The organism is Micrococcus sp. 116, from assembly GCF_902506395.1.
GTDB lineage: Bacteria > Actinomycetota > Actinomycetes > Actinomycetales > Micrococcaceae > Micrococcus > Micrococcus luteus.
On the sequence record NZ_LR732370.1, the window covers coordinates 613,510 to 631,124 of the forward strand.

Sequence of the window (17,615 nt, forward strand, 5' to 3'; positions counted from 1 at the left end):
CGCCACGCGAGCGGTCAGGCCCGGCGCCACCGCCGGCGGAGGCGCTGCCGGAGTCGGCCGAGGCGTCCGGCGTCGAGCTCGGACGGGGCCGCCCAACGCTCCTCAGCCCGGCGCGCCTGCTCGGCTGCGCGCTCGGCCGCGACGCGCTGCGCCTCCCGCTCGGCCGCGACACGGCGCTCCTCCTGCAGGCGGCGCTCCCCGCGGACCTCGGTGAGCCGGTACAGCACGGGCACGAGCACGAGCGTGAGCAGGGTGGAGGACACCAGGCCGCCCACCACGGCCACCGCGAGGGGCTGGGAGATGAACCCCGCGTGCCCCGTGATGCCCAGGGCCATCGGGGTCATGGCCAGGACGGTGGCCAGGGCCGTCATCACCACCGGGCGCACGCGGTTGAGCGCGCCCACCTCGATCGCCTCGTCCAGGGTCATGCCGCGGTCGCGGCGGTACTGGTTGATCAGGTCGATCAGCACGATCGCGTTCGTCACCACGATGCCCACCAGCATGAGCAGCCCGATCATCGTGGACAGTCCCAGCGGCGTGCCGGTGGCCAGCAGCGCCAGGAACACGCCCGTGGCGGCGAAGGGGATCGACACGAGCAGCACGAGCGGCTGGCGCAGCGAGTTGAACGTCGCCACCATCACGACGTACACGGTCGCCACGGCGGCCAGCAGCGCCAGTCCGAGGTCCCGGAACGTCTGCGCCTGCTGCTCCGCCGCGCCGCCCACGGCCGCGGTGACGCCCTCGGGCAGGTCCAGCTCCGCCACGGCCTGCGTGACCCGGCGCGAGACGGCCCCGAGGTCCTCGTCGTCCGGGGTCACCGTGACGACGGCGGTCCGCTCGCCGTTCGAGGACGTCACCCGGGCGGGCACCGGCACTCGCGAGACCTCGGCGAGGTCCCCCAGCGGCACGGGCCCCTCGGCCGTCTCCACGGGCACCTGGCGCAGGGCGTCGAGGGACTCGACCGGCTCCGGGTCACCCAGCTGCACCGCGAAGCTCTCGAACCCGAAGCGGACGTCGCCCACGGGCACGGCCTGCAGGGCGGCGGCGGCCTGGCCGGCCACCGCCTCCTCGGTCAGGCCGAGCCGGGCGGCGGCGACGGTGTCCACGTCCACCTGGAACGTCGGGCGCAGGTCCGAAGCCGGCGTCGTCACCTCGCGGGCACCCTCGACGGGCCGCAGCGCCTCGGCGACCTGATCGGCGGCCGCGGTGAGGGCCTGCGGGTCGGGGGCGGAGACGGCCACCTCGATGTCCTGGCCGCCGCTCGGCCCCTGCTGTGTGGAGACGGACACGTCGCCCACGCCGTCGAGACCCGTGAGCTCGGCGCGCACCCCGTCCTGGAGGGCCACCTGGTCCGCATCCGGGTCGGTCACCACCGTGAACCGCGCCCGGTCCGCCGAGGAGCCGCCGAAGGCCCCCATCGGACCGGCGGCGGTGCCGGCCGTCCACTGGACCGTCTCGACGCCGTCGGTGTCCAGCAGCACCCGCTCGATGCGCTCGGCGGCGGCGGCCGTGGTCTCCAGCGACGTCCCCGGCTCCTGCTCCGCCGTGACGACGAACGAGTTCTGTCCCGAGTCGCCCAGGAGGTTCGTGGGGATCAGCGGGACCAGCGCGGCCGTGCCGGCCAGCAGCGCCAGGGCGGCGGCGAGGGTGACCACGGTGTGCCGCTGTGTCCAGCGCAGCACCGGGCGGTAGGCCCGGGTGAGCCATCCGCCGGCCGCCACGGGCCGGTCGCCGGGGACGGCGGGCGCGGCCGTGGTCTCGGCCCCGCGCCGCGGGGAGCGCAGGAACCACCAGCACAGCACCGGCACGATCGTCAGGGCGACGACGAGGGAGGCCAGCAGGGCGACCGTGGCGGTCACGGCGAAGGGCCGGAACAGCTCGCCGGCCAGGCCGCCCACGAAGGCGATGGGCAGGAACACGGCCACGGAGACGAGGGTGGAGGCGGTGATCGCGGTGGCGACCTCGCGCGTGCCGTCGAGGATCGCGGTGCGCCGGTCGGCGCCCAGGCCGAGGTGCCGGCGGATGTTCTCCACCACCACGATCGCGTCGTCCACGACCCGGCCGATCGAGATCGTCAGCGCCCCGAGCGTCAGCGTGTTGAGGGAGTAGCCGAAGGCCGCCACCCCGATGAGGGCGGCCAGCAGGGACAGCGGAATGGACACGGCGGTGACGAGGGTGGAGCGCACCGAGAGCAGGAACACGGCGATCACCAGCACGGCGAATGCCAGGCCCAGCAGGCCCTCCTGGAACAGCGTGTCGATGGACTGCTGGATGAACGGGGCCTGGTCGAACACCACGGTCAGGTCCGCGCCGCCGCCGACCAGGGACGCCAGCTCCGGCAGGGCGTCGCGCACGGCCTGAGAGACCGCCACGAGGTCGGCGTCCGGGGTCGCGGTCACGGAGACGGACAGCGTCGGCACCCCGTCGGTGCGGGTCAGGGAGGTGGGGGCCGCGGCCACGAGGGTGACGTCGGCGACCTCGTCCAGGGTGCGCGGTTCTCCGTCGCCGGAGGGAGCGACGACGATCCCGCGCAGGCCCTCGAGGTCCTCGACGGCGGCGCCCGCCTGGACGGGATAGGTGGTCGCGCCCTCGGTGACCTGGCCGACGGGGAAGAGGCCGGCGTTCTCCTCGAGCGCGTCGGTGATGTCGGAGGTGGTCAGCCCGGCGGCGGCGAGCGCGGCCGGGTCCGGGACCACGGAGACGTTCTCGTCCGTGCCGCCGAGGACGTCGGCGCCACGGACGCCGTCGATCTTCTGCAGCCGCGGGGCCAGGACGTCCTCGGCGCGGCGGCGCAGGGTGTTGAGGTCCTCGTCCCCGGACAGGGCGAGGAAGACCACCGGGAAGTCGGAGACGGAGCCTGCGAAGGACGAGGTCTCCGCCTCCTCCGGCAGCTGGGGCCCGAGGTTGGCGACCACCCGGTCCACCTGGGACCGGGCCCGGTTCAGGTCTGTGCCGTAGGCGAACTCCAGCTGGACCGCGTTGAAGCCGGACTGCGACGTGGACCGCGAGGATTCGAGCCCCTCCACGGCCTGCAGGGCCGTCTCGAGGGGCTCGCCCACCTGCGCGTCCACGACCTCGGGGGACGCCCCCGGGTAGAGCGTCGAGACGGAGATGACGGGCAGCTCGAGCGGGGGGATGAGCTCCCGCTTGAGCTGCCCGGCGGAGAGGACACCGAACACCGCGATGAACACGGTGACGAGCGCCACGAGCGCCCGCCGACCGAGTGAGAACCGTGCGAGCGCTCCCATCGGGGCGTCAGGCCAGCTTCAGTGCGGCGTCCGTGGCGGTGCGGACCTCGTCCAGCAGCGCCGGGTCGTCGTTGAGCGTGTGGCCCAGGGACGGGATGAGCTCCTTGAGCGTGCCGTCCCAGCCGGCCATCTTCGCGGGGAAGCAGCGCTCGAGCAGCTTCACCATGATGGGGGCCGCGGTGGAGGCGCCCGGCGAGGCGCCGAGCAGGCCGCCGAGCGAGCCGTCCGCGTGGGTGACGACCTCGGTGCCGAACTGCAGGACGCCGCCGAAGCGGCCCTTGCGCTTCATCACCTGCACGCGCTGGCCCGCGGTGATCAGCTCCCACTCGGCGCCGTCGGCCTCCGGGTAGAACTCGTGCAGCGCGTCGATCTTCTTGTCCCGGGACTTCAGCACCTCGGTCACGAGGTACTTGGTCAGGTCCATGTTGTCCTTGGCCACGTCCAGCATCGTGCTGAGGTTGTGCGGGCGCACGGACAGCGGCAGGTCCAGGTAGGAGCCGGTCTTGAGGAAGTTCGTGGAGAACCCGGCGTAGGGGCCGAACAGCAGGGACCGCTTGCCGTTGACGAAGCGGGTGTCCAGGTGGGGCACGGACATCGGCGGGGCGCCGACGGCGGCCTGGCCGTACACCTTGGCCATGTGCTGGTTGACCACGGACTCGTCCGTGCAGCGCAGGAACTGGCCGGAGACCGGGAAGCCGCCGAAGCCCTTGGCCTCGGGGATGCCGGACTTCTGCAGCAGGGGCAGGGCGCCGCCGCCGGCACCGACGAAGACGAAGCGGGCGCGGTCCACGACCTCGGAGCCGGCGGCCTTGTTCTTGACCTTGACCTCCCAGCGGCCGTCCGTGCCGCGGGTGAGGCCGGTGACCTTGTGACCGAAGCGCACCTCGGCGCCGGCGCCGGCCATGGCCGTGATGAGCTGGCGGGTGAGGGAGCCGAAGTCGACGTCGGTGCCGCCGGTGTTGCGGGACGCCGCCAGGCGCTGGCCCGGCTCACGGCCCTCGATCAGCAGCGGGGCCCAGGCACGGATCTGCTCCGGGTCCTCGCTGTGCTCCATGCCGGCGAACAGCGGCTGGGCGGACATGGCCTCATAGCGGGTGCGGAGGTAGTCCGCGTGGTCGTCACCCCACACGAAGGACATGTGCGGCAGCGGGTTGATGAAGGACTTGGGGTCCTTGAGCGTGCCGTCCGCCACCAGGGAGGACCAGAACTGGCGGGTGGTCCAGAACTGCTCGTTGATGCCCAGCGCCTTGGTGACGTCCACCCGTCCGTTCTTGTCCATGGGCGAGTAGTTCAGCTCGCACAGGGCGGCGTGGCCGGTGCCCGCGTTGTTCCACGGGTCGGAGGACTCCAGGCCGGCCTGATCGAGGCTCTCGTACAGGGCGATGGACCAGGTGGGCTCGAGCTTCTGCAGCAGCACGCCCAGGGTGGCGCTCATGATGCCGCCGCCGATCAGGACGACGTCGTGGGTGGCGGTGGACGAGGTGGTGGGCACGGTCAACTCCTGAAGCAGAACGACGGCGGGTGGGCGCAGTGCGACCAGGCCGAGCAGTGGCGGTCGGGCCGGGCGCCGTGATCTCCCACTGTACTACCGGTGCGTTCAGCCTTCGGTCAGCCTGACGCGCGAGAAGGGCTCGTCCAGCTGCGGCGACGTCGGGTAGGAGGCCACGCGCGGGCCGGTGGCCAGGGCCGAGATCGGATAGACCAGCGGCAGCGCCGGCAGGTCGAGGGCCATGGCCCGGACGACGCGGCGGAACAGGGCGCGGCGCGCGTCGTCGTCGGTCTCGGCCGCGGCCGCGTCCACGTCCTCGACGACGCGCGGGTTGCGGTAGCCGGTCTCGGCGCGGCCCGAGCGCGCGAAGGGCTCGAGGAACGCGTGCGGGTCGCGGTAGTCGCCGGTGCGGCCCATCAGGTGCAGGGCTCGGGTGGGTCGGGAGACGACGGCGTGCAGGTAGTCCTGGTCCTCCGGCACGGGCACGGGCACGATGTGCATCCCCACCGCGCCGAGGTCGCGGGCGACCATCGCGTAGACCCGCTCCGGCTCGGGCAGGGAGGGGCGGGCCGTGCCGGCCGGGTAGAGGAACTCCAACGGCTCCCCGTCGTATCCCGCCAGGCCGAGGAACTCGCGGGCCCGGCCCGGGTTGACGTCGTAGCGCCGCGCCTCCTCGTCGCCGACGCCGAGGGAGGGGGGGACGAGGTCGTGGGCCAGGCGGGTGCCCTCGAGGAAGACGTCGCTGCCGGCGATGCGCGGGCGGTCCACCGCGTACGCGATCGCCTGGCGCAGGTACTGCGAGCGCACGCGCGGGTGGTCCAGGTTCATGCCCACGTAGAGCACGCCCAGGGGGTCCCGGGGCAGCACCTGGGTGCCGGCCTCGACGAGGGGGCGCAGCTGGCCGGGGGCGACGACGTCGATCACGTCCGCCGTGCCGCGCCGCAGCTCCCGCAGGCGCACGGAGGCCCGACCCCACGCCTGCACGGCCACCGGGTACGCCGCCGGATCGGAGCCGCGGTGGCGGGCGCTGGGGACCAGGATCGTCGCGCCCGAGGCGCCCGGGTGGGCGCGCGTGAGCTCGGCGGTCTCCGCGGCGTCGGCCCAGCGGTAGGGGCCGGTGCCGGCTGGGGTGGTGACCTCGGAGCCGTCCACGTCGACCGTGCGGTCCCACGAGGCCGGCGAGGAGATCGCGAAGGCCGGCGAGGCCAGCGCGGCCGCGAGGTGACGGCGGGGGGAGTGCAGGCGCAGCCGCACCTCGAGCTCTCCGTGGGCCTCGACGCCGGCGAAGGCGGAGTCCGCGTCCCCGGCGTATCCGCCGAAGGCCGAGACGAACGAGGAGGGCGGGGCCACGGTCCCGTCCACGGGCGCAGGGGCGGCGGCCCACCGCTCGATGTTCGCGACCACGGCGGCGGCGTCGCACGGCTCGCCGTCGTCGAACACCACCCCGGAGACCAGGTGGAACATGTGGAGGCGGCCGCCGTCGGACTCCTCGTGCCGCTCGGCGAGGCGGGGCGTGGGGGCGCCGGTGTCCGCGTCCACGCCGAGCAGCGTCTCGAAGACCTGGCGGATCAGACGGAAGGACTCGACGTCCAGCGCGCGGGCCGGGTCCCGCGTCAGCGCCCGCGCCGGGGCGCCGACCACGAGCAGCCGGCCCGGGCCCGAGGAGCTCGGGGCGGCGGAGGACGGCGCCGCGGGCGACGTCGCGCAGCCGGCCACGCCCAGGCCGAGCAGGCCCAGGCCCCCGCCGAGGAAGGCGCGGCGAGTGGGCTGCATGGCGGCCTCCTCTGGCGGGTGACGTCGGGGTCGGGCGGGTCCGGGGAGTGCGGGCGGGGGGACTCGAACCCCCACGTCCAGGACACTGGAACCTAAATCCAGCGCGTCTACCAGTTCCGCCACGCCCGCGCACACCCCGCGCGGGCGGGGCGAGCCCCGATCCTACCGTGCGGCGCCCGGGCGCGGCGGGCGCGGATCAGGCCTCGTCGAGGCCGAGGGTGCGGCGCAGTCGGGCCACGTGGCCGGTCGCCTTCACGTTGTACTGCGCGTGGGTGACCTTCCCGTCCGGGCCGACGACGATCGTGGAGCGGATCAGACCCTCGAAGGTCCGCCCGTAGTTCTTCTTCTCACCCCAGGCGCCGTAGGCCTCGGCCACCGCGTGGTCCTCGTCCGAGAGCAGGGGGAACGTCAGGCCCTCCTGCTCGGCGAACCGGATGATCCTGCCGATCGGGTCGGGGGAGATCCCCAGGACGACGTAGCCGGCCGCGGTCAGGGAGGCGAGGCTGTCCCGGAAGTCGCAGGCCTGCGTGGTGCAGCCGGGCGTGGACGCGGCCGGGTAGAAGTAGACGATCGTGTGCTTGCCCGCGCTGTCGCGCAGCGAGACGGGCCGGCCCTCCTGGTCCTGGAGGGTGAACGCGGGCGCCGTGTCGCCGGGCTGGAGGCGGTGCTGGGTCGTGTCGGTCATGGGCCCCAGCCTACGGTGGGCCCGGACGGGGAGCGGGGACGACGAAGGCCCCGTCTCCGTGGAGACGGGGCCTTCGCTCCGGTGGGTGCACCCCCCGGGACTCGAACCCGGAACCTGCTGATTAAGAGTCAGATGCTCTACCGGTTGAGCTAGAGGTGCAGATGCCGCACCGCCTCTCGGATCTCTCCGGTGCGCCGTGCAACGAGGTGAAACCCTACCAGGGGTTTCAGACGCCGTGCAAATCGGGGGGCGTGACGTCCGTCGTGTCCGGCTCCGGGGCCGCGTAGAGGCGGTCCAGCTCGTCCATGAAGGCGGTCATGAAGGCGTGGAAGTCGGTGGCGTCCTCGGCCTGGTCGAGCTCCGCGGTGCCGTCCTCCGTGAGGTCGCCCACCGGCACCCGCGTGTGCTCCGGGACGTCGAACCACGTCCGGAAGCCCGTGACGGTCTCCACCTGATAGCCGCTGCCCGTGTCCGCCACGGTGGCCACGTTGGCCAGCCCCACCTCGACGACGTCGGCGCGGTCCGCGGAGGCCTCGGTCACCGGGCCGTGCGGATCGTCCTCGGCCACGCCCGGCGCGCGGCGGTCGTGGTCGTCCGGGGTGGAGGTGGGGTCGAACGGGCACAGCAGCATCTCGAGCGGCTGGTGGCGGTAGCCGATCACGAGGGGGGAGGAAGAGCCCGAGGGCTGGCCGTAGACGACGTTGTAGTCGCCGTGGTTGAACACGCGCGCATCGAAGACGCGGCGCAGCCGTCTGTGCAGGGTGGGCGTGTCCATGGCCCCAACGTACGCGGACCCGTCCGCACGTGTCATGCCGCGGCACCCGTCACACGGGGACGTCGCGTCGGCCCGGTGGCGCCGTGCTCACTAGACTCCGCGGCATGGACTCCGCCGCGTCGACTCCCAGCACCCCGTCCGCCGCTCCCGACATCAAGCCGCGCTCGCGCGACGTCACCGACGGGATGGAGCGCACCGCCGCCCGCGGCATGCTCCGCGCGGTCGGCATGGGGGACGAGGACTTCGGCAAGCCGCAGATCGGCATCGCCTCGTCCTGGAACGAGATCACCCCCTGCAACCTCTCCCTGGACCGCCTCGCCCAGGCCTCGAAGGACGGCGTCCACGCCGCCGGCGGATATCCGCTGGAGTTCGGCACGGTCTCCGTCTCGGACGGCATCTCCATGGGCCACGAGGGCATGCACTTCTCCCTCGTCTCCCGCGAGGTGATCGCCGACTCGGTGGAGACCGTGATGATGGCCGAGCGCCTGGACGGCTCCGTCCTGCTCGCCGGCTGCGACAAGTCGCTCCCGGGCATGCTCATGGCCGCCGCCCGCCTGGACCTGGCCTCCGTGTTCGTCTACGCCGGCTCGATCATGCCGGGCGTGGCCCGCCTGACCGACGGCACCGAGAGGCAGGTGACCATCATCGACGCCTTCGAGGCGGTCGGCGCCTGCGCCCGCGGTCTCATGTCCGAGGAGGACCTGCTCCGCATCGAGAAGTCCATCGCCCCGGGCGAGGGCGCCTGCGGCGGCATGTACACCGCCAACACCATGGCCTCCATCGGTGAGGCCCTCGGCATGTCCCTGCCCGGTTCCGCCGCCGCCCCCTCCGCGGACCGCCGCCGCGACGCCTTCGCGCGCCGCTCCGGCGAGGCCGTGGTGAACATGCTCCGCCAGGGCATCACGGCCCGGGACATCATGACCAAGCCCGCGTTCGAGAACGCGATCGCCGTGACCATGGCGTTCGGCGGCTCCACCAACGCCGTGCTGCACCTGCTCGCCATCGCCCGGGAGGCGGGCGTGGACCTGCAGCTGTCCGACTTCAACCGCATCGCCGACCGCACTCCGCACATCGCCGACCTCAAGCCGTTCGGCCAGTACGTCATGACGGACGTGGACCGCATCGGCGGCGTCCCGGTGGTCATGAAGGCCCTGCTGGACGAGGGCCTGCTGCACGGGGACACCCTCACCGTCACCGGCAAGACGCTCGCCGAGAACCTGGCCGCGCTCGATCCGGACCCGGTGGACGGCAAGGTCATCCGCACCATGGACGACGCGATGCACCCCAACGGCGGCATCGCGATCCTCCACGGCTCGCTGGCCCCGGAGGGCGCCGTCGTGAAGTCCGCCGGCTTCGATGCGGACGTCTTCGAGGGCACCGCGCGCGTCTTCGACCGGGAGCGCGCCGCCATGGACGCCCTCGAGGACGGGACCATCGCCGCCGGCGACGTCGTGGTCATCCGCTATGAGGGCCCGAAGGGCGGCCCGGGCATGCGCGAGATGCTCGCGATCACCGGCGCCATCAAGGGTGCGGGCCTGGGCAAGGACGTCCTGTTGATCACCGACGGGCGCTTCTCCGGCGGCACCACCGGCCTGTGCATCGGCCACATCGCTCCCGAGGCCGCCGAGGGAGGGCCGATCGGCCTGGTGCAGGACGGCGACCGCATCCGCGTGGACATCGCCGGACGCACCATGGACCTGCTCGTGGACGAGGCCGAGCTCGCCGCCCGCCGCGAGTCCTGGAAGCCGGTGGAGCCGAAGTTCACCACGGGCGTGCTGGGCAAGTACGCCAAGCTGGTGCACTCGGCCGCCGAGGGCGCCTACCTGGGCTGAGGGCCGGTCGGCCCGCACGCCGAGACGAGCAGAGGATGAGCATGCACGAGACCGACGCCCGGGCCGGGGGAACCCCGCCGCGTCCCGGGCGGGAGGCGCGCTGATGGAGGTCGTCATCCTGCCCGACGCCGCCGCCCTGGGCCGGCACGGCGCGGACGCGGTGGCCGCCCACGTGGCGGCCCGTCCCGAGGCCGTCCTGGGGCTGGCCACCGGCTCCTCGCCGCTGCCCGTCTACGCCGAGCTCGCCCGCCGGGTCCGGGACGGGGAGCTGTCCCTGCGCTCCTGCCGCGCGTTCCTGCTGGACGAGTACGTCGGCCTGCCCGCGGGACACCCCGAGTCCTACCGCACCGTGATCGAGCGGGAGTTCGTCGCGCGCACGGACATCGCCCCGGAGGCCGTGCACGGTCCGGACGGCGGGGCGGCGGACGTCCCGGGCGCCTGCGCCGCCTACGAGGAGGCGCTGCGTGAGGCCGGCGGCGTGGACGTGCAGCTGCTCGGCGTGGGCACGGACGGGCACATCGCGTTCAACGAGCCCGGCTCCTCCCTCGCCTCCCGCACGCGCATCAAGGTGCTCGCCGAGCAGACCCGGCGGGACAACGCCCGCTTCTTCGACGGCGACCTCGACCAGGTGCCGACCCACTGCCTCACCCAGGGCGTCGGCACGATCCTCGACGCCCGGCACCTGGTCCTGCTGGCCCGGGGCGAGGGAAAGGCCGAGGCGGTGCGGCAGCTCGTGGAGGGCCCCGTGAGCGCGCGCTGGCCGGTCACGGCCCTGCAGCTGCACCCGCATGTGACCGTCCTCGTGGACGAGGCCGCCGCCGGGCGACTCGAGCTCGCGGGGGAGTACCGCCACATGTGGGAGGCCAAGCCGTCCTGGCAGGGCCTCTGAGCGCCCCTCGTCCATCGACCCGCCCACCCCGGAAGGTGCATCCGTGCCCGCCTCGGTCCCTCACCGGCCGCGCGCCGAGCAGGCGTCGCCGGCCGCCGCGTCCCCGTCGGTGCTGTGCGCGGACCGCGTCCATGACGGTGAGCGCCTCGGCGGCCCCGGCTGGATCGCCCTGGCCGAGGGCCGGGTGGTGGCCGTCGGGGGCGGGGACCCGCCGCGCACCCACGGCCCCGTCCACGACCTCGGCGACGCCCTCCTCGCTCCCGGCTGCGTGGACGTGCACTGCCACGGCGGCGGCGGACACGCCTTCGAGTCCGGCGCGGCCGCGGCACGCGCGGCGGCCGCGGCCCACGTTCGCGCGGGCACGACCACGGTGGTGGCCTCCCTCGTCACGGACGAGGTCGACGCGCTCGCGGCGCAGCTGACGGCCCTGACGCCCCTGTGCGCAGAGGGGGTGCTGGCCGGCGTGCACCTCGAGGGTCCCTGGCTCTCGCCCCTGCACCGCGGCGCGCACCGGGCCGCGTCGCTGCGGGCGCCGGAGCCCGAGGACGTCGCTCGCCTCGTCGAGGTCGGCGCGGGCCACCTGGCGATGGTCACGCTGGCCCCCGAGCTGCCCGGGGCCCTCGACGCGGTGGGCCGGCTGGCGGAGGCGGGCGTCGTCGTCGCGATCGGCCACACGGACGCCTCCTACGAGACCACGCGCGCGGCGATCGACGCGGGGGCGCGGATGGCCACGCACCTGCACAACGCGTGCCGGCCCACCCACCATCGCGAGCCCGGGCCGGCCGTCGCCCTGCTGGAGGACCCGCGCGTGGGGATCGAGACCATCGTGGACGGCGTCCACCTGCATGCGGCCACGGTGCGGCGGGTCGCCCGGGAGGCCGGGGAGCGGTGGATCCTCGTCTCGGACTCCATGGCCGCCGCCGGCTGCGGCGACGGCGAGTTCCCCCTCGGGCCGCTGCGGGTCCGGGTCCACGACGGCGTCGCGCGGGTGGTCGGCGCGGACGGCGCAGCCGGGGCCATCGCCGGGTCCACGGCCACGGTCACCGGCTCGGTGCGCTCCGCCGTCGTCGCCGGGGTCGACCTCGACGCCGCGCTGCGGGCGGCGACGGCCGCGCCCGCGGACGCCCTGGGGCTTCCCGACGTCGGCCGGCTCCGAGCCGGGAGCCGAGCGGACGCCGTCGTCTTCGGCCCCGAGCTCGAGGTGCGCGGGGTGCTCCATCACGGAACGTGGGTGAAGGCGGCCGCCCCCGCGGCGGCTGACTAGGGTGGGCGCAGGCCCGGGATCCGACCCCGACCGCCCGGTCGTCTCACGATGTGACGCTTTATCTCACATTGCGAGACAGGCGGGTGGTCGATGGCGGACGGGGCGCACGGCTGTCGATACTGAGACCACCCCGAAGGACCCGGCGGCCCGTGTCCCCACCTCAGACTCCGCCACGCCGGCCCGATCCGTCATCGACGCGGCCACGGTCCCCGACGCCCGACGGATCCGAACGACGACCGTCCGACGCCCCCGCGACGGACACGCAGCGACGAACGCAGTGAGGTGACCCCATGAGCACGACCCCCCGCGACGCCCGCGCGGCGGTCCCGCAGGTCCCGACGCCGGCCTCCCGCCCGACGGAGACCGCCCGGGTCCAGGAGCGCCGTCCGGCCCCCCGGCCCGAGATCGTCGAGCCGCGGGTGCCCGGCGAGGGCTCCCGCGTCGAGCCGACCCGGATGACCGGCTCCGAGGGCATCATCCGCTCCCTGGAGGAGCTGGGGGTCACGGACGTGTTCGGGCTGCCCGGCGGCGCCATCCTGCCGACCTACGACCCGCTCATGGACTCCGATCGGATCCGCCACATCCTGGTGCGCCACGAGCAGGGTGCCGGTCACGCGGCGCAGGGCTACCACCTGGCCACCGGCAAGGTCGGCGTGGCCATCGCCACCTCCGGTCCCGGCGCCACCAACCTGGTGACCGCCATCGCGGACGCCCACATGGACTCCCAGGCGGTCGTGTTCATCACCGGCCAGGTCTCCTCCGCCGCGATCGGCACGGATGCCTTCCAGGAGGCGGACATCGTGGGCATCACGATGCCCATCACCAAGCACTCCCGGCTCGTGACCCGGCCCGAGGACGTCCCCCAGGCCCTCGCCGAGGCGTTCCACATCGCCGCCACGGGCCGGCCCGGGCCCGTGCTCGTGGACGTCACCAAGGACGCCCAGCAGGGCGAGTTCGAGTTCGCGTGGCCGCCCCGGATCGACCTGCCCGGCTACCGCCCCGTCCTGCGCGGCCACCCCCGGCAGATCCGCGAGGCCGCTCGGCTGATCCGCGAGGCCCGGCGCCCCGTGCTGTATGCGGGCGGCGGCGTGGCCCGCGGCGAGGCCCACGAGGAGCTGCGCGCCCTCGCCGAGCTCACGGGCGCCCCGGTGGTCACCACCCTCACCGCCCGCGGCGTCTTCCCCGACTCGCACCCCCAGCACCTGGGCATGCCGGGCATGCACGGCGGCGTCCCCGCCGTGGCCGCGCTCCAGCAGGCCGACCTGCTGATCACGCTCGGCGCCCGCTTCGACGACCGCGTGACCGGTCACCTGCCCTCGTTCGCCCCCGGCGCCCGCGTGATCCACGCGGACATCGACCCGGCCGAGATCTCCAAGAACCGCACCGCGGACGTGCCGATCGTCGGCCACGTCAAGGAGATCATCCCGGACCTGGTGGCCGAGCTCGCGACGGACCCCGAGGCGCTGCCCGACCTCGCCGACTGGTGGGCGGTGCTGCGGCGCCTGCAGGACACCTACCCGATGGGCTGGACCGAGACCGAGGACGGCCTCCTCGCGCCCCAGGAGGTGATCTCGCGTCTGTCGGCCCTGTCCGGTCCCGAGGCCACCTACGTGGCCGGCGTCGGCCAGCACCAGATGTGGGCCAGCCAGTTCGTCGCCTACGAGCGTCCGCGCCAGTGGCTCAACTCGGCCGGCCTCGGAACGATGGGCTTCGCCGTCCCCGCCGCGATGGGGGCGCAGGTGGGCGAACCCGACCGCGTGGTCTGGGCCATCGACGGCGACGGCTGCTTCCAGATGACCAACCAGGAGCTCGCCACGTGCGTGATCAACCGCATCCCCATCAAGATCGCGGTGATCAACAACTCCTCGCTGGGCATGGTGCGCCAGTGGCAGACCCTCTTCTACGACGGGCGCTACTCGAACACGGACCTCAACACGGGCCATGACACCGCCCGGGTGCCGGACTTCGTCAAGCTCGCCGACGCCTACGGCGCCGCGGGCCTGCGCTGCGACCGCCGGGAGGACCTGGACGACACCATCCGCCAGGCCCTCGCCATCGACGACCGCCCCGTGATCGTGGACTTCGTGGTCTCCCGTGACGCCATGGTCTGGCCGATGGTCCCCGCGGGGGTCAGCAACGACGCGATCCAGGTGGCCCGGGGCATGACGCCCGACTGGGACCAGGAAGACTGAGGAGGGCAACCGATGGAACGCCACACCCTGTCCGTGCTCGTCGAGGACGTGCCCGGCACCCTGACCCGCGTGGCCGGCCTCTTCGCCCGGCGCGCGTTCAACATCCACTCGCTGGCCGTGGGCGTCACGGAGGTCGAGGGCCTGTCCCGGATCACCGTGGTCGTCGACGCCGACACGGACCTGCTCGAGCAGGTCACCAAGCAGCTGAACAAGCTGATCAACGTGATCAAGGTCGTCGAGCTCACGCCCGACTCCTCCGTTCAGCGCGACCACCTGCTCGTCAAGGTGCGCGCCGATGCCGCCACCCGCGGTCAGGTCGTCCAGGCGGCCGACCTGTTCCGCGCCCACGTCGTCGACGTGGCCCCGGAGTCCCTGACCCTCGAGGCCACCGGCACCCGTGACAAGCTCGAGGCCTTCCTCGAGATGATGGAGCCCTACGGCGTGCGTGAGCTCGTCCGCTCGGGCACCCTCGCCCTCGCCCGGGGGCCGCGGTCCATGACCGACCGCGCCCTGGCCCGCTGACCCGTCCCGATCCACCCATCCCGTGAGGAGAACAGCATGACCGTGAAGAAGTTCTACGACGACGACGCCGACCTGTCGATCATCCAGGGCCGCACCGTGGCCGTCATCGGCTACGGCTCCCAGGGCCACGCCCACGCCCTGTCGCTGCGCGACTCCGGCGTGGACGTGCGCATCGGCCTCGCCGAGGGCTCCAGGTCCCGCGCCAAGGCCGAGGCCGAGGGCCTGCGCGTCGTCGACGTCGCCACCGCCGCCGCCGAGGCCGACCTGATCATGATCCTCACCCCGGACCAGGTCCAGGCCGACGTGTACGAGCAGCACATCGCCGGCAACCTGCAGGAGGGCGACGCCCTGTTCTTCGCGCACGGCTTCAACGTGCGCTTCGGCTACATCCAGGCCCCCGAGGGCGTCGACGTCGCCCTGGTCGCCCCCAAGGGCCCGGGCCACGTGGTGCGCCGCGAGTTCGAGGCCGGCCGCGGCGTGCCCGCGCTGATCGCCGTCGAGAAGGACGCCTCCGGCCAGGCCCACGCCCTCGCCCTGTCCTACGCCAAGGCCGTGGGCGGCACCCGCGCCGGTGTCATCGAGACGACCTTCACCGAGGAGACCGAGACCGACCTGTTCGGCGAGCAGGCCGTGCTCTGCGGCGGCGCCTCCCAGCTCGTGCAGTACGGCTTCGAGACCCTCACCGAGGCCGGCTACCAGCCCGAGATCGCCTACTTCGAGGTGCTGCACGAGCTGAAGCTCATCGTCGACCTCATGGTCGAGGGCGGCATCGCCAAGCAGCGCTGGTCCATCTCCGACACCGCGGAGTACGGCGACTACGTCTCCGGCCCCCGCGTCATCACCCCCGACGTGAAGGAGAACATGAAGGCGGTCCTCGCCGACATCCAGTCCGGCGCCTTCGCGCAGCGCTTCATGGACGACCAGAAGGCCGGTGCGCCCGAGTTCAAGGAGCTGCGCGCCCGGGGCGAGGCCCACCCGATCGAGAAGACCGGCCGCGAGCTGCGCCAGATGTTCTCCTGGCTCAAGGACGCGGACGACGACTACACCGAGGGCACTGCGGCCCGCTGAGCCGCCTGAGCCCCCGACGCCGGCCCCGGGCATCGCGCTTCGGGGCCGGCGTCGCATTCCGGCCACGGTCCGGTCACGCGTCTAGGCTCGGACCGGAGCGCGGGCCGGCCCGCCTTCCATCCCACCGCACCACACCTCCAGGAGCACCCGTGAGCGCAGCCCAGCCCGTCGTCCTGATCGCCGAGGAACTCTCGCCCGCCACCGTCGAGGCCCTCGGCCCCGACTTCGAGATCCGCCGCACGGACGGCGCCGACCGCGCCCGCCTCCTCGAGGACCTGCGCGACGTCGACGCGGTGCTGATCCGCTCGGCCACCCAGATGGACGCCGAGGCGATCGCCGCCGCGCCGCAGCTGAAGGTCATCGCGCGCGCCGGCGTCGGACTGGACAACGTGGACGTGCCCGCCGCCACCGAGGCCGGCGTCATGGTCGTCAACGCGCCGACGTCGAACATCATCTCCGCCGCCGAGCTCACCTGCGGCCACATCCTGGCCGCCGCCCGCAACATCGCGGCCGCCCACGGCTCGCTGAAGGCGGGGGAGTGGAAGCGTTCGAAGTACACGGGCGTCGAGCTGTACGGCAAGCGGCTGGGCGTGATCGGCCTGGGCCGCATCGGCGCGCTCGTGGCCGAGCGCATGAAGGCGTTCGGCATGGAGATCCTCGCCTACGACCCCTACGTGACCACCGCCCGCGCGCAGCAGCTCGGCGCGAGCCTCGTCGAGCTGGACGAGCTGCTCGAGCGCGCCGACGTGGTCACGATCCACATGCCCAAGACCCCCGAGACGGTCGGCATGATCGGCGATGAGCAGTTCGCCCGCATGAAGGACACCGCGATCATCGTGAACGTGGCCCGCGGCGGCCTCGTGGACGAGGACGCCCTCGCCCGCGCGCTCGAGGCCGGGACCATCGGGGGTGCCGGCATCGACGTCTTCAGCTCCGAGCCGGCCACGGACCTGGCGTTCTTCGCCCACGACTCCGCCGTCGTCACCCCCCACCTGGGCGCCTCGACCGCCGAGGCCCAGGAGAAGGCGGGCGTCGCCGTCGCCGGCTCCGTGCGCCTGGCCCTCTCCGGCGAGCTCGTGCCGGACGCCGTGAACGTGACCGGCGGCGCGATCCACGAGGACGTGCGCCCCGGCCTGCCGCTGGCCGAGAAGCTGGGCCGCGTGCTCACCGCGCTGGTGGGCGAGCAGTCCATCACGGCCGTCGAGGTGGAGATCGCCGGTGAGATCGCCGAGCACGACGTCTCCGCGATGCGCCTGGCCGCCCTGAAGGGCGTGTTCACGGACATCGTCTCGGACCAGGTCTCCTACGTGAACGCCCCCGTGCTGGCCGAGCAGCGCGGCGTCGAGTGCCGCCTCACCACCACCGCGGTGTCCGAGTCCTACCGCAACACCGTCACGGTGCGCGCCGCGACCGCGCAGGGCGCCCAGACCGCCGTCACCGGCACACTCACCGGCCCGCGCCAGGTGCAGAAGCTCGTGGGCGTGGACCGGCACGAGCTCGAGGTGCCGCTGGCCGACCACCTGCTCGTGTTCGCCTATCAGGACCGCCCGGGCGTCATCGGCGTCCTGGGCCAGGCCCTCGGGGTGCAGGGCGTGAACATCGCCGGCATGGACGTCTCGCGCGACGACGAGGGCGCCGCCCTGGCCGTGCTGACCCTGGACGGGGCGCTGTCCGGAGACACCGCGGCCACGCTGGCCGCCGCGATCGGCGCCGCACGGGCGGCCGAGGTGGACCTGTCCGCCTGACCCGTCGACGCCGGCGGGTGGCATCCCACCCGGCCGGGCCCACCGCCCCGTGTCGCGCCGGGCCGGCGCGCGTCGCCCTGTGTTGAGATGGTGTCCATGTCGCGTCCAGCCGAGCCCCGCCCCGCCCCGCACC

The 17,615-nt window shown here is 73.7% G+C and carries 12 protein-coding genes and 2 tRNA genes; 7 read left to right on the forward strand and 7 right to left on the reverse strand.

Going from position 1 to position 17,615, the window contains the following annotated elements; translation table 11 throughout:
- Positions 1 to 14 precede the first annotated feature (14 nt).
- From CITRIK5_RS02885 to CITRIK5_RS02915, 7 genes are all read right to left on the reverse strand, one after another.
- A complete protein-coding gene (locus CITRIK5_RS02885; protein WP_159833059.1) occupies positions 15 to 3,248 on the reverse strand; it encodes an efflux RND transporter permease subunit in 3,234 nt (1,077 codons plus the stop codon).
- A 7-nt stretch (positions 3,249 to 3,255) separates the two neighbouring features.
- Positions 3,256 to 4,746 (reverse strand): malate:quinone oxidoreductase, encoded by a 1,491-nt coding sequence (locus CITRIK5_RS02890; RefSeq protein WP_208011144.1) that lies wholly within the window; start codon positions 4,744 to 4,746, stop codon positions 3,256 to 3,258.
- 99 nt (positions 4,747 to 4,845) lie between these two features.
- Positions 4,846 to 6,510 carry an ABC transporter substrate-binding protein gene (locus CITRIK5_RS02895; RefSeq protein WP_159833063.1) on the reverse strand — a complete coding sequence of 555 codons (1,665 nt, stop codon included), beginning with the start codon at positions 6,508 to 6,510 and terminating at the stop codon, positions 4,846 to 4,848.
- Between the two features lie 48 nt (positions 6,511 to 6,558).
- Positions 6,559 to 6,639: transfer RNA gene (locus CITRIK5_RS02900), tRNA-Leu, on the reverse strand.
- 67 nt (positions 6,640 to 6,706) lie between these two features.
- Complete coding sequence (bcp, locus tag CITRIK5_RS02905) at positions 6,707 to 7,195, reverse strand: thioredoxin-dependent thiol peroxidase (RefSeq protein ID WP_036382122.1); 489 nt, start codon at positions 7,193 to 7,195, stop codon at positions 6,707 to 6,709.
- An 86-nt stretch (positions 7,196 to 7,281) separates the two neighbouring features.
- Positions 7,282 to 7,354: transfer RNA gene (locus CITRIK5_RS02910), tRNA-Lys, on the reverse strand.
- Positions 7,355 to 7,421: 67 nt separating this feature from the next.
- A complete protein-coding gene (locus CITRIK5_RS02915) occupies positions 7,422 to 7,970 on the reverse strand; it encodes a hypothetical protein (RefSeq protein ID WP_065573672.1) in 549 nt (182 codons plus the stop codon).
- 104 nt (positions 7,971 to 8,074) lie between these two features.
- On the opposite strand from CITRIK5_RS02915, the gene ilvD reads away from it, so the two are divergent.
- From ilvD to serA, 7 genes are all read left to right on the forward strand, one after another.
- The gene (gene ilvD, locus CITRIK5_RS02920) at positions 8,075 to 9,802 is read left to right on the forward strand and encodes a dihydroxy-acid dehydratase (RefSeq protein WP_069941567.1); all 1,728 of its coding nucleotides are present in this window, start codon (positions 8,075 to 8,077) and stop codon (positions 9,800 to 9,802) included.
- Between the two features lie 103 nt (positions 9,803 to 9,905).
- Positions 9,906 to 10,691, forward strand: a complete 786-nt coding sequence (nagB, locus tag CITRIK5_RS02925) for a glucosamine-6-phosphate deaminase (RefSeq protein ID WP_123244092.1) — start codon at positions 9,906 to 9,908, stop codon at positions 10,689 to 10,691.
- A gap of 43 nt (positions 10,692 to 10,734) precedes the next feature.
- Complete coding sequence (locus CITRIK5_RS02930) at positions 10,735 to 11,955, forward strand: N-acetylglucosamine-6-phosphate deacetylase (protein WP_123244091.1); 1,221 nt, start codon at positions 10,735 to 10,737, stop codon at positions 11,953 to 11,955.
- Between the two features lie 290 nt (positions 11,956 to 12,245).
- The gene (locus CITRIK5_RS02935) at positions 12,246 to 14,147 is read left to right on the forward strand and encodes an acetolactate synthase large subunit (RefSeq protein ID WP_101967178.1); all 1,902 of its coding nucleotides are present in this window, start codon (positions 12,246 to 12,248) and stop codon (positions 14,145 to 14,147) included.
- A gap of 12 nt (positions 14,148 to 14,159) precedes the next feature.
- Entirely contained in the window at positions 14,160 to 14,669 is a 510-nt protein-coding gene (gene ilvN, locus CITRIK5_RS02940) for an acetolactate synthase small subunit (RefSeq protein ID WP_002854209.1), read from the forward strand.
- A gap of 36 nt (positions 14,670 to 14,705) precedes the next feature.
- Positions 14,706 to 15,737: a ketol-acid reductoisomerase gene (ilvC, locus tag CITRIK5_RS02945; RefSeq protein ID WP_100058408.1), complete on the forward strand. Its 1,032-nt coding sequence runs from the start codon at positions 14,706 to 14,708 to the stop codon at positions 15,735 to 15,737.
- Between the two features lie 149 nt (positions 15,738 to 15,886).
- Positions 15,887 to 17,482, forward strand: a complete 1,596-nt coding sequence (serA, locus tag CITRIK5_RS02950) for a phosphoglycerate dehydrogenase (RefSeq protein WP_100058409.1) — start codon at positions 15,887 to 15,889, stop codon at positions 17,480 to 17,482.
- Positions 17,483 to 17,615: the final 133 nt, after the last annotated feature.

What these genes read in the sequence shown, in the direction of transcription:
- bcp (WP_036382122.1), bottom strand. Translation starts at nt 7,195, where the DNA reads ATGACCGACACGACCCAGCACCGCCTCCAGCCCGGCGACACGGCGCCC.
- ilvD (WP_069941567.1), top strand. Translation starts at nt 8,075, where the DNA reads ATGGACTCCGCCGCGTCGACTCCCAGCACCCCGTCCGCCGCTCCCGAC.
- CITRIK5_RS02895 (WP_159833063.1), bottom strand. Translation starts at nt 6,510, where the DNA reads ATGCAGCCCACTCGCCGCGCCTTCCTCGGCGGGGGCCTGGGCCTGCTC.
- CITRIK5_RS02885 (WP_159833059.1), bottom strand. Translation starts at nt 3,248, where the DNA reads ATGGGAGCGCTCGCACGGTTCTCACTCGGTCGGCGGGCGCTCGTGGCG.
- nagB (WP_123244092.1), top strand. Translation starts at nt 9,906, where the DNA reads ATGGAGGTCGTCATCCTGCCCGACGCCGCCGCCCTGGGCCGGCACGGC.
- ilvN (WP_002854209.1), top strand. Translation starts at nt 14,160, where the DNA reads ATGGAACGCCACACCCTGTCCGTGCTCGTCGAGGACGTGCCCGGCACC.
- CITRIK5_RS02935 (WP_101967178.1), top strand. Translation starts at nt 12,246, where the DNA reads ATGAGCACGACCCCCCGCGACGCCCGCGCGGCGGTCCCGCAGGTCCCG.
- ilvC (WP_100058408.1), top strand. Translation starts at nt 14,706, where the DNA reads ATGACCGTGAAGAAGTTCTACGACGACGACGCCGACCTGTCGATCATC.
- CITRIK5_RS02915 (WP_065573672.1), bottom strand. Translation starts at nt 7,970, where the DNA reads ATGGACACGCCCACCCTGCACAGACGGCTGCGCCGCGTCTTCGATGCG.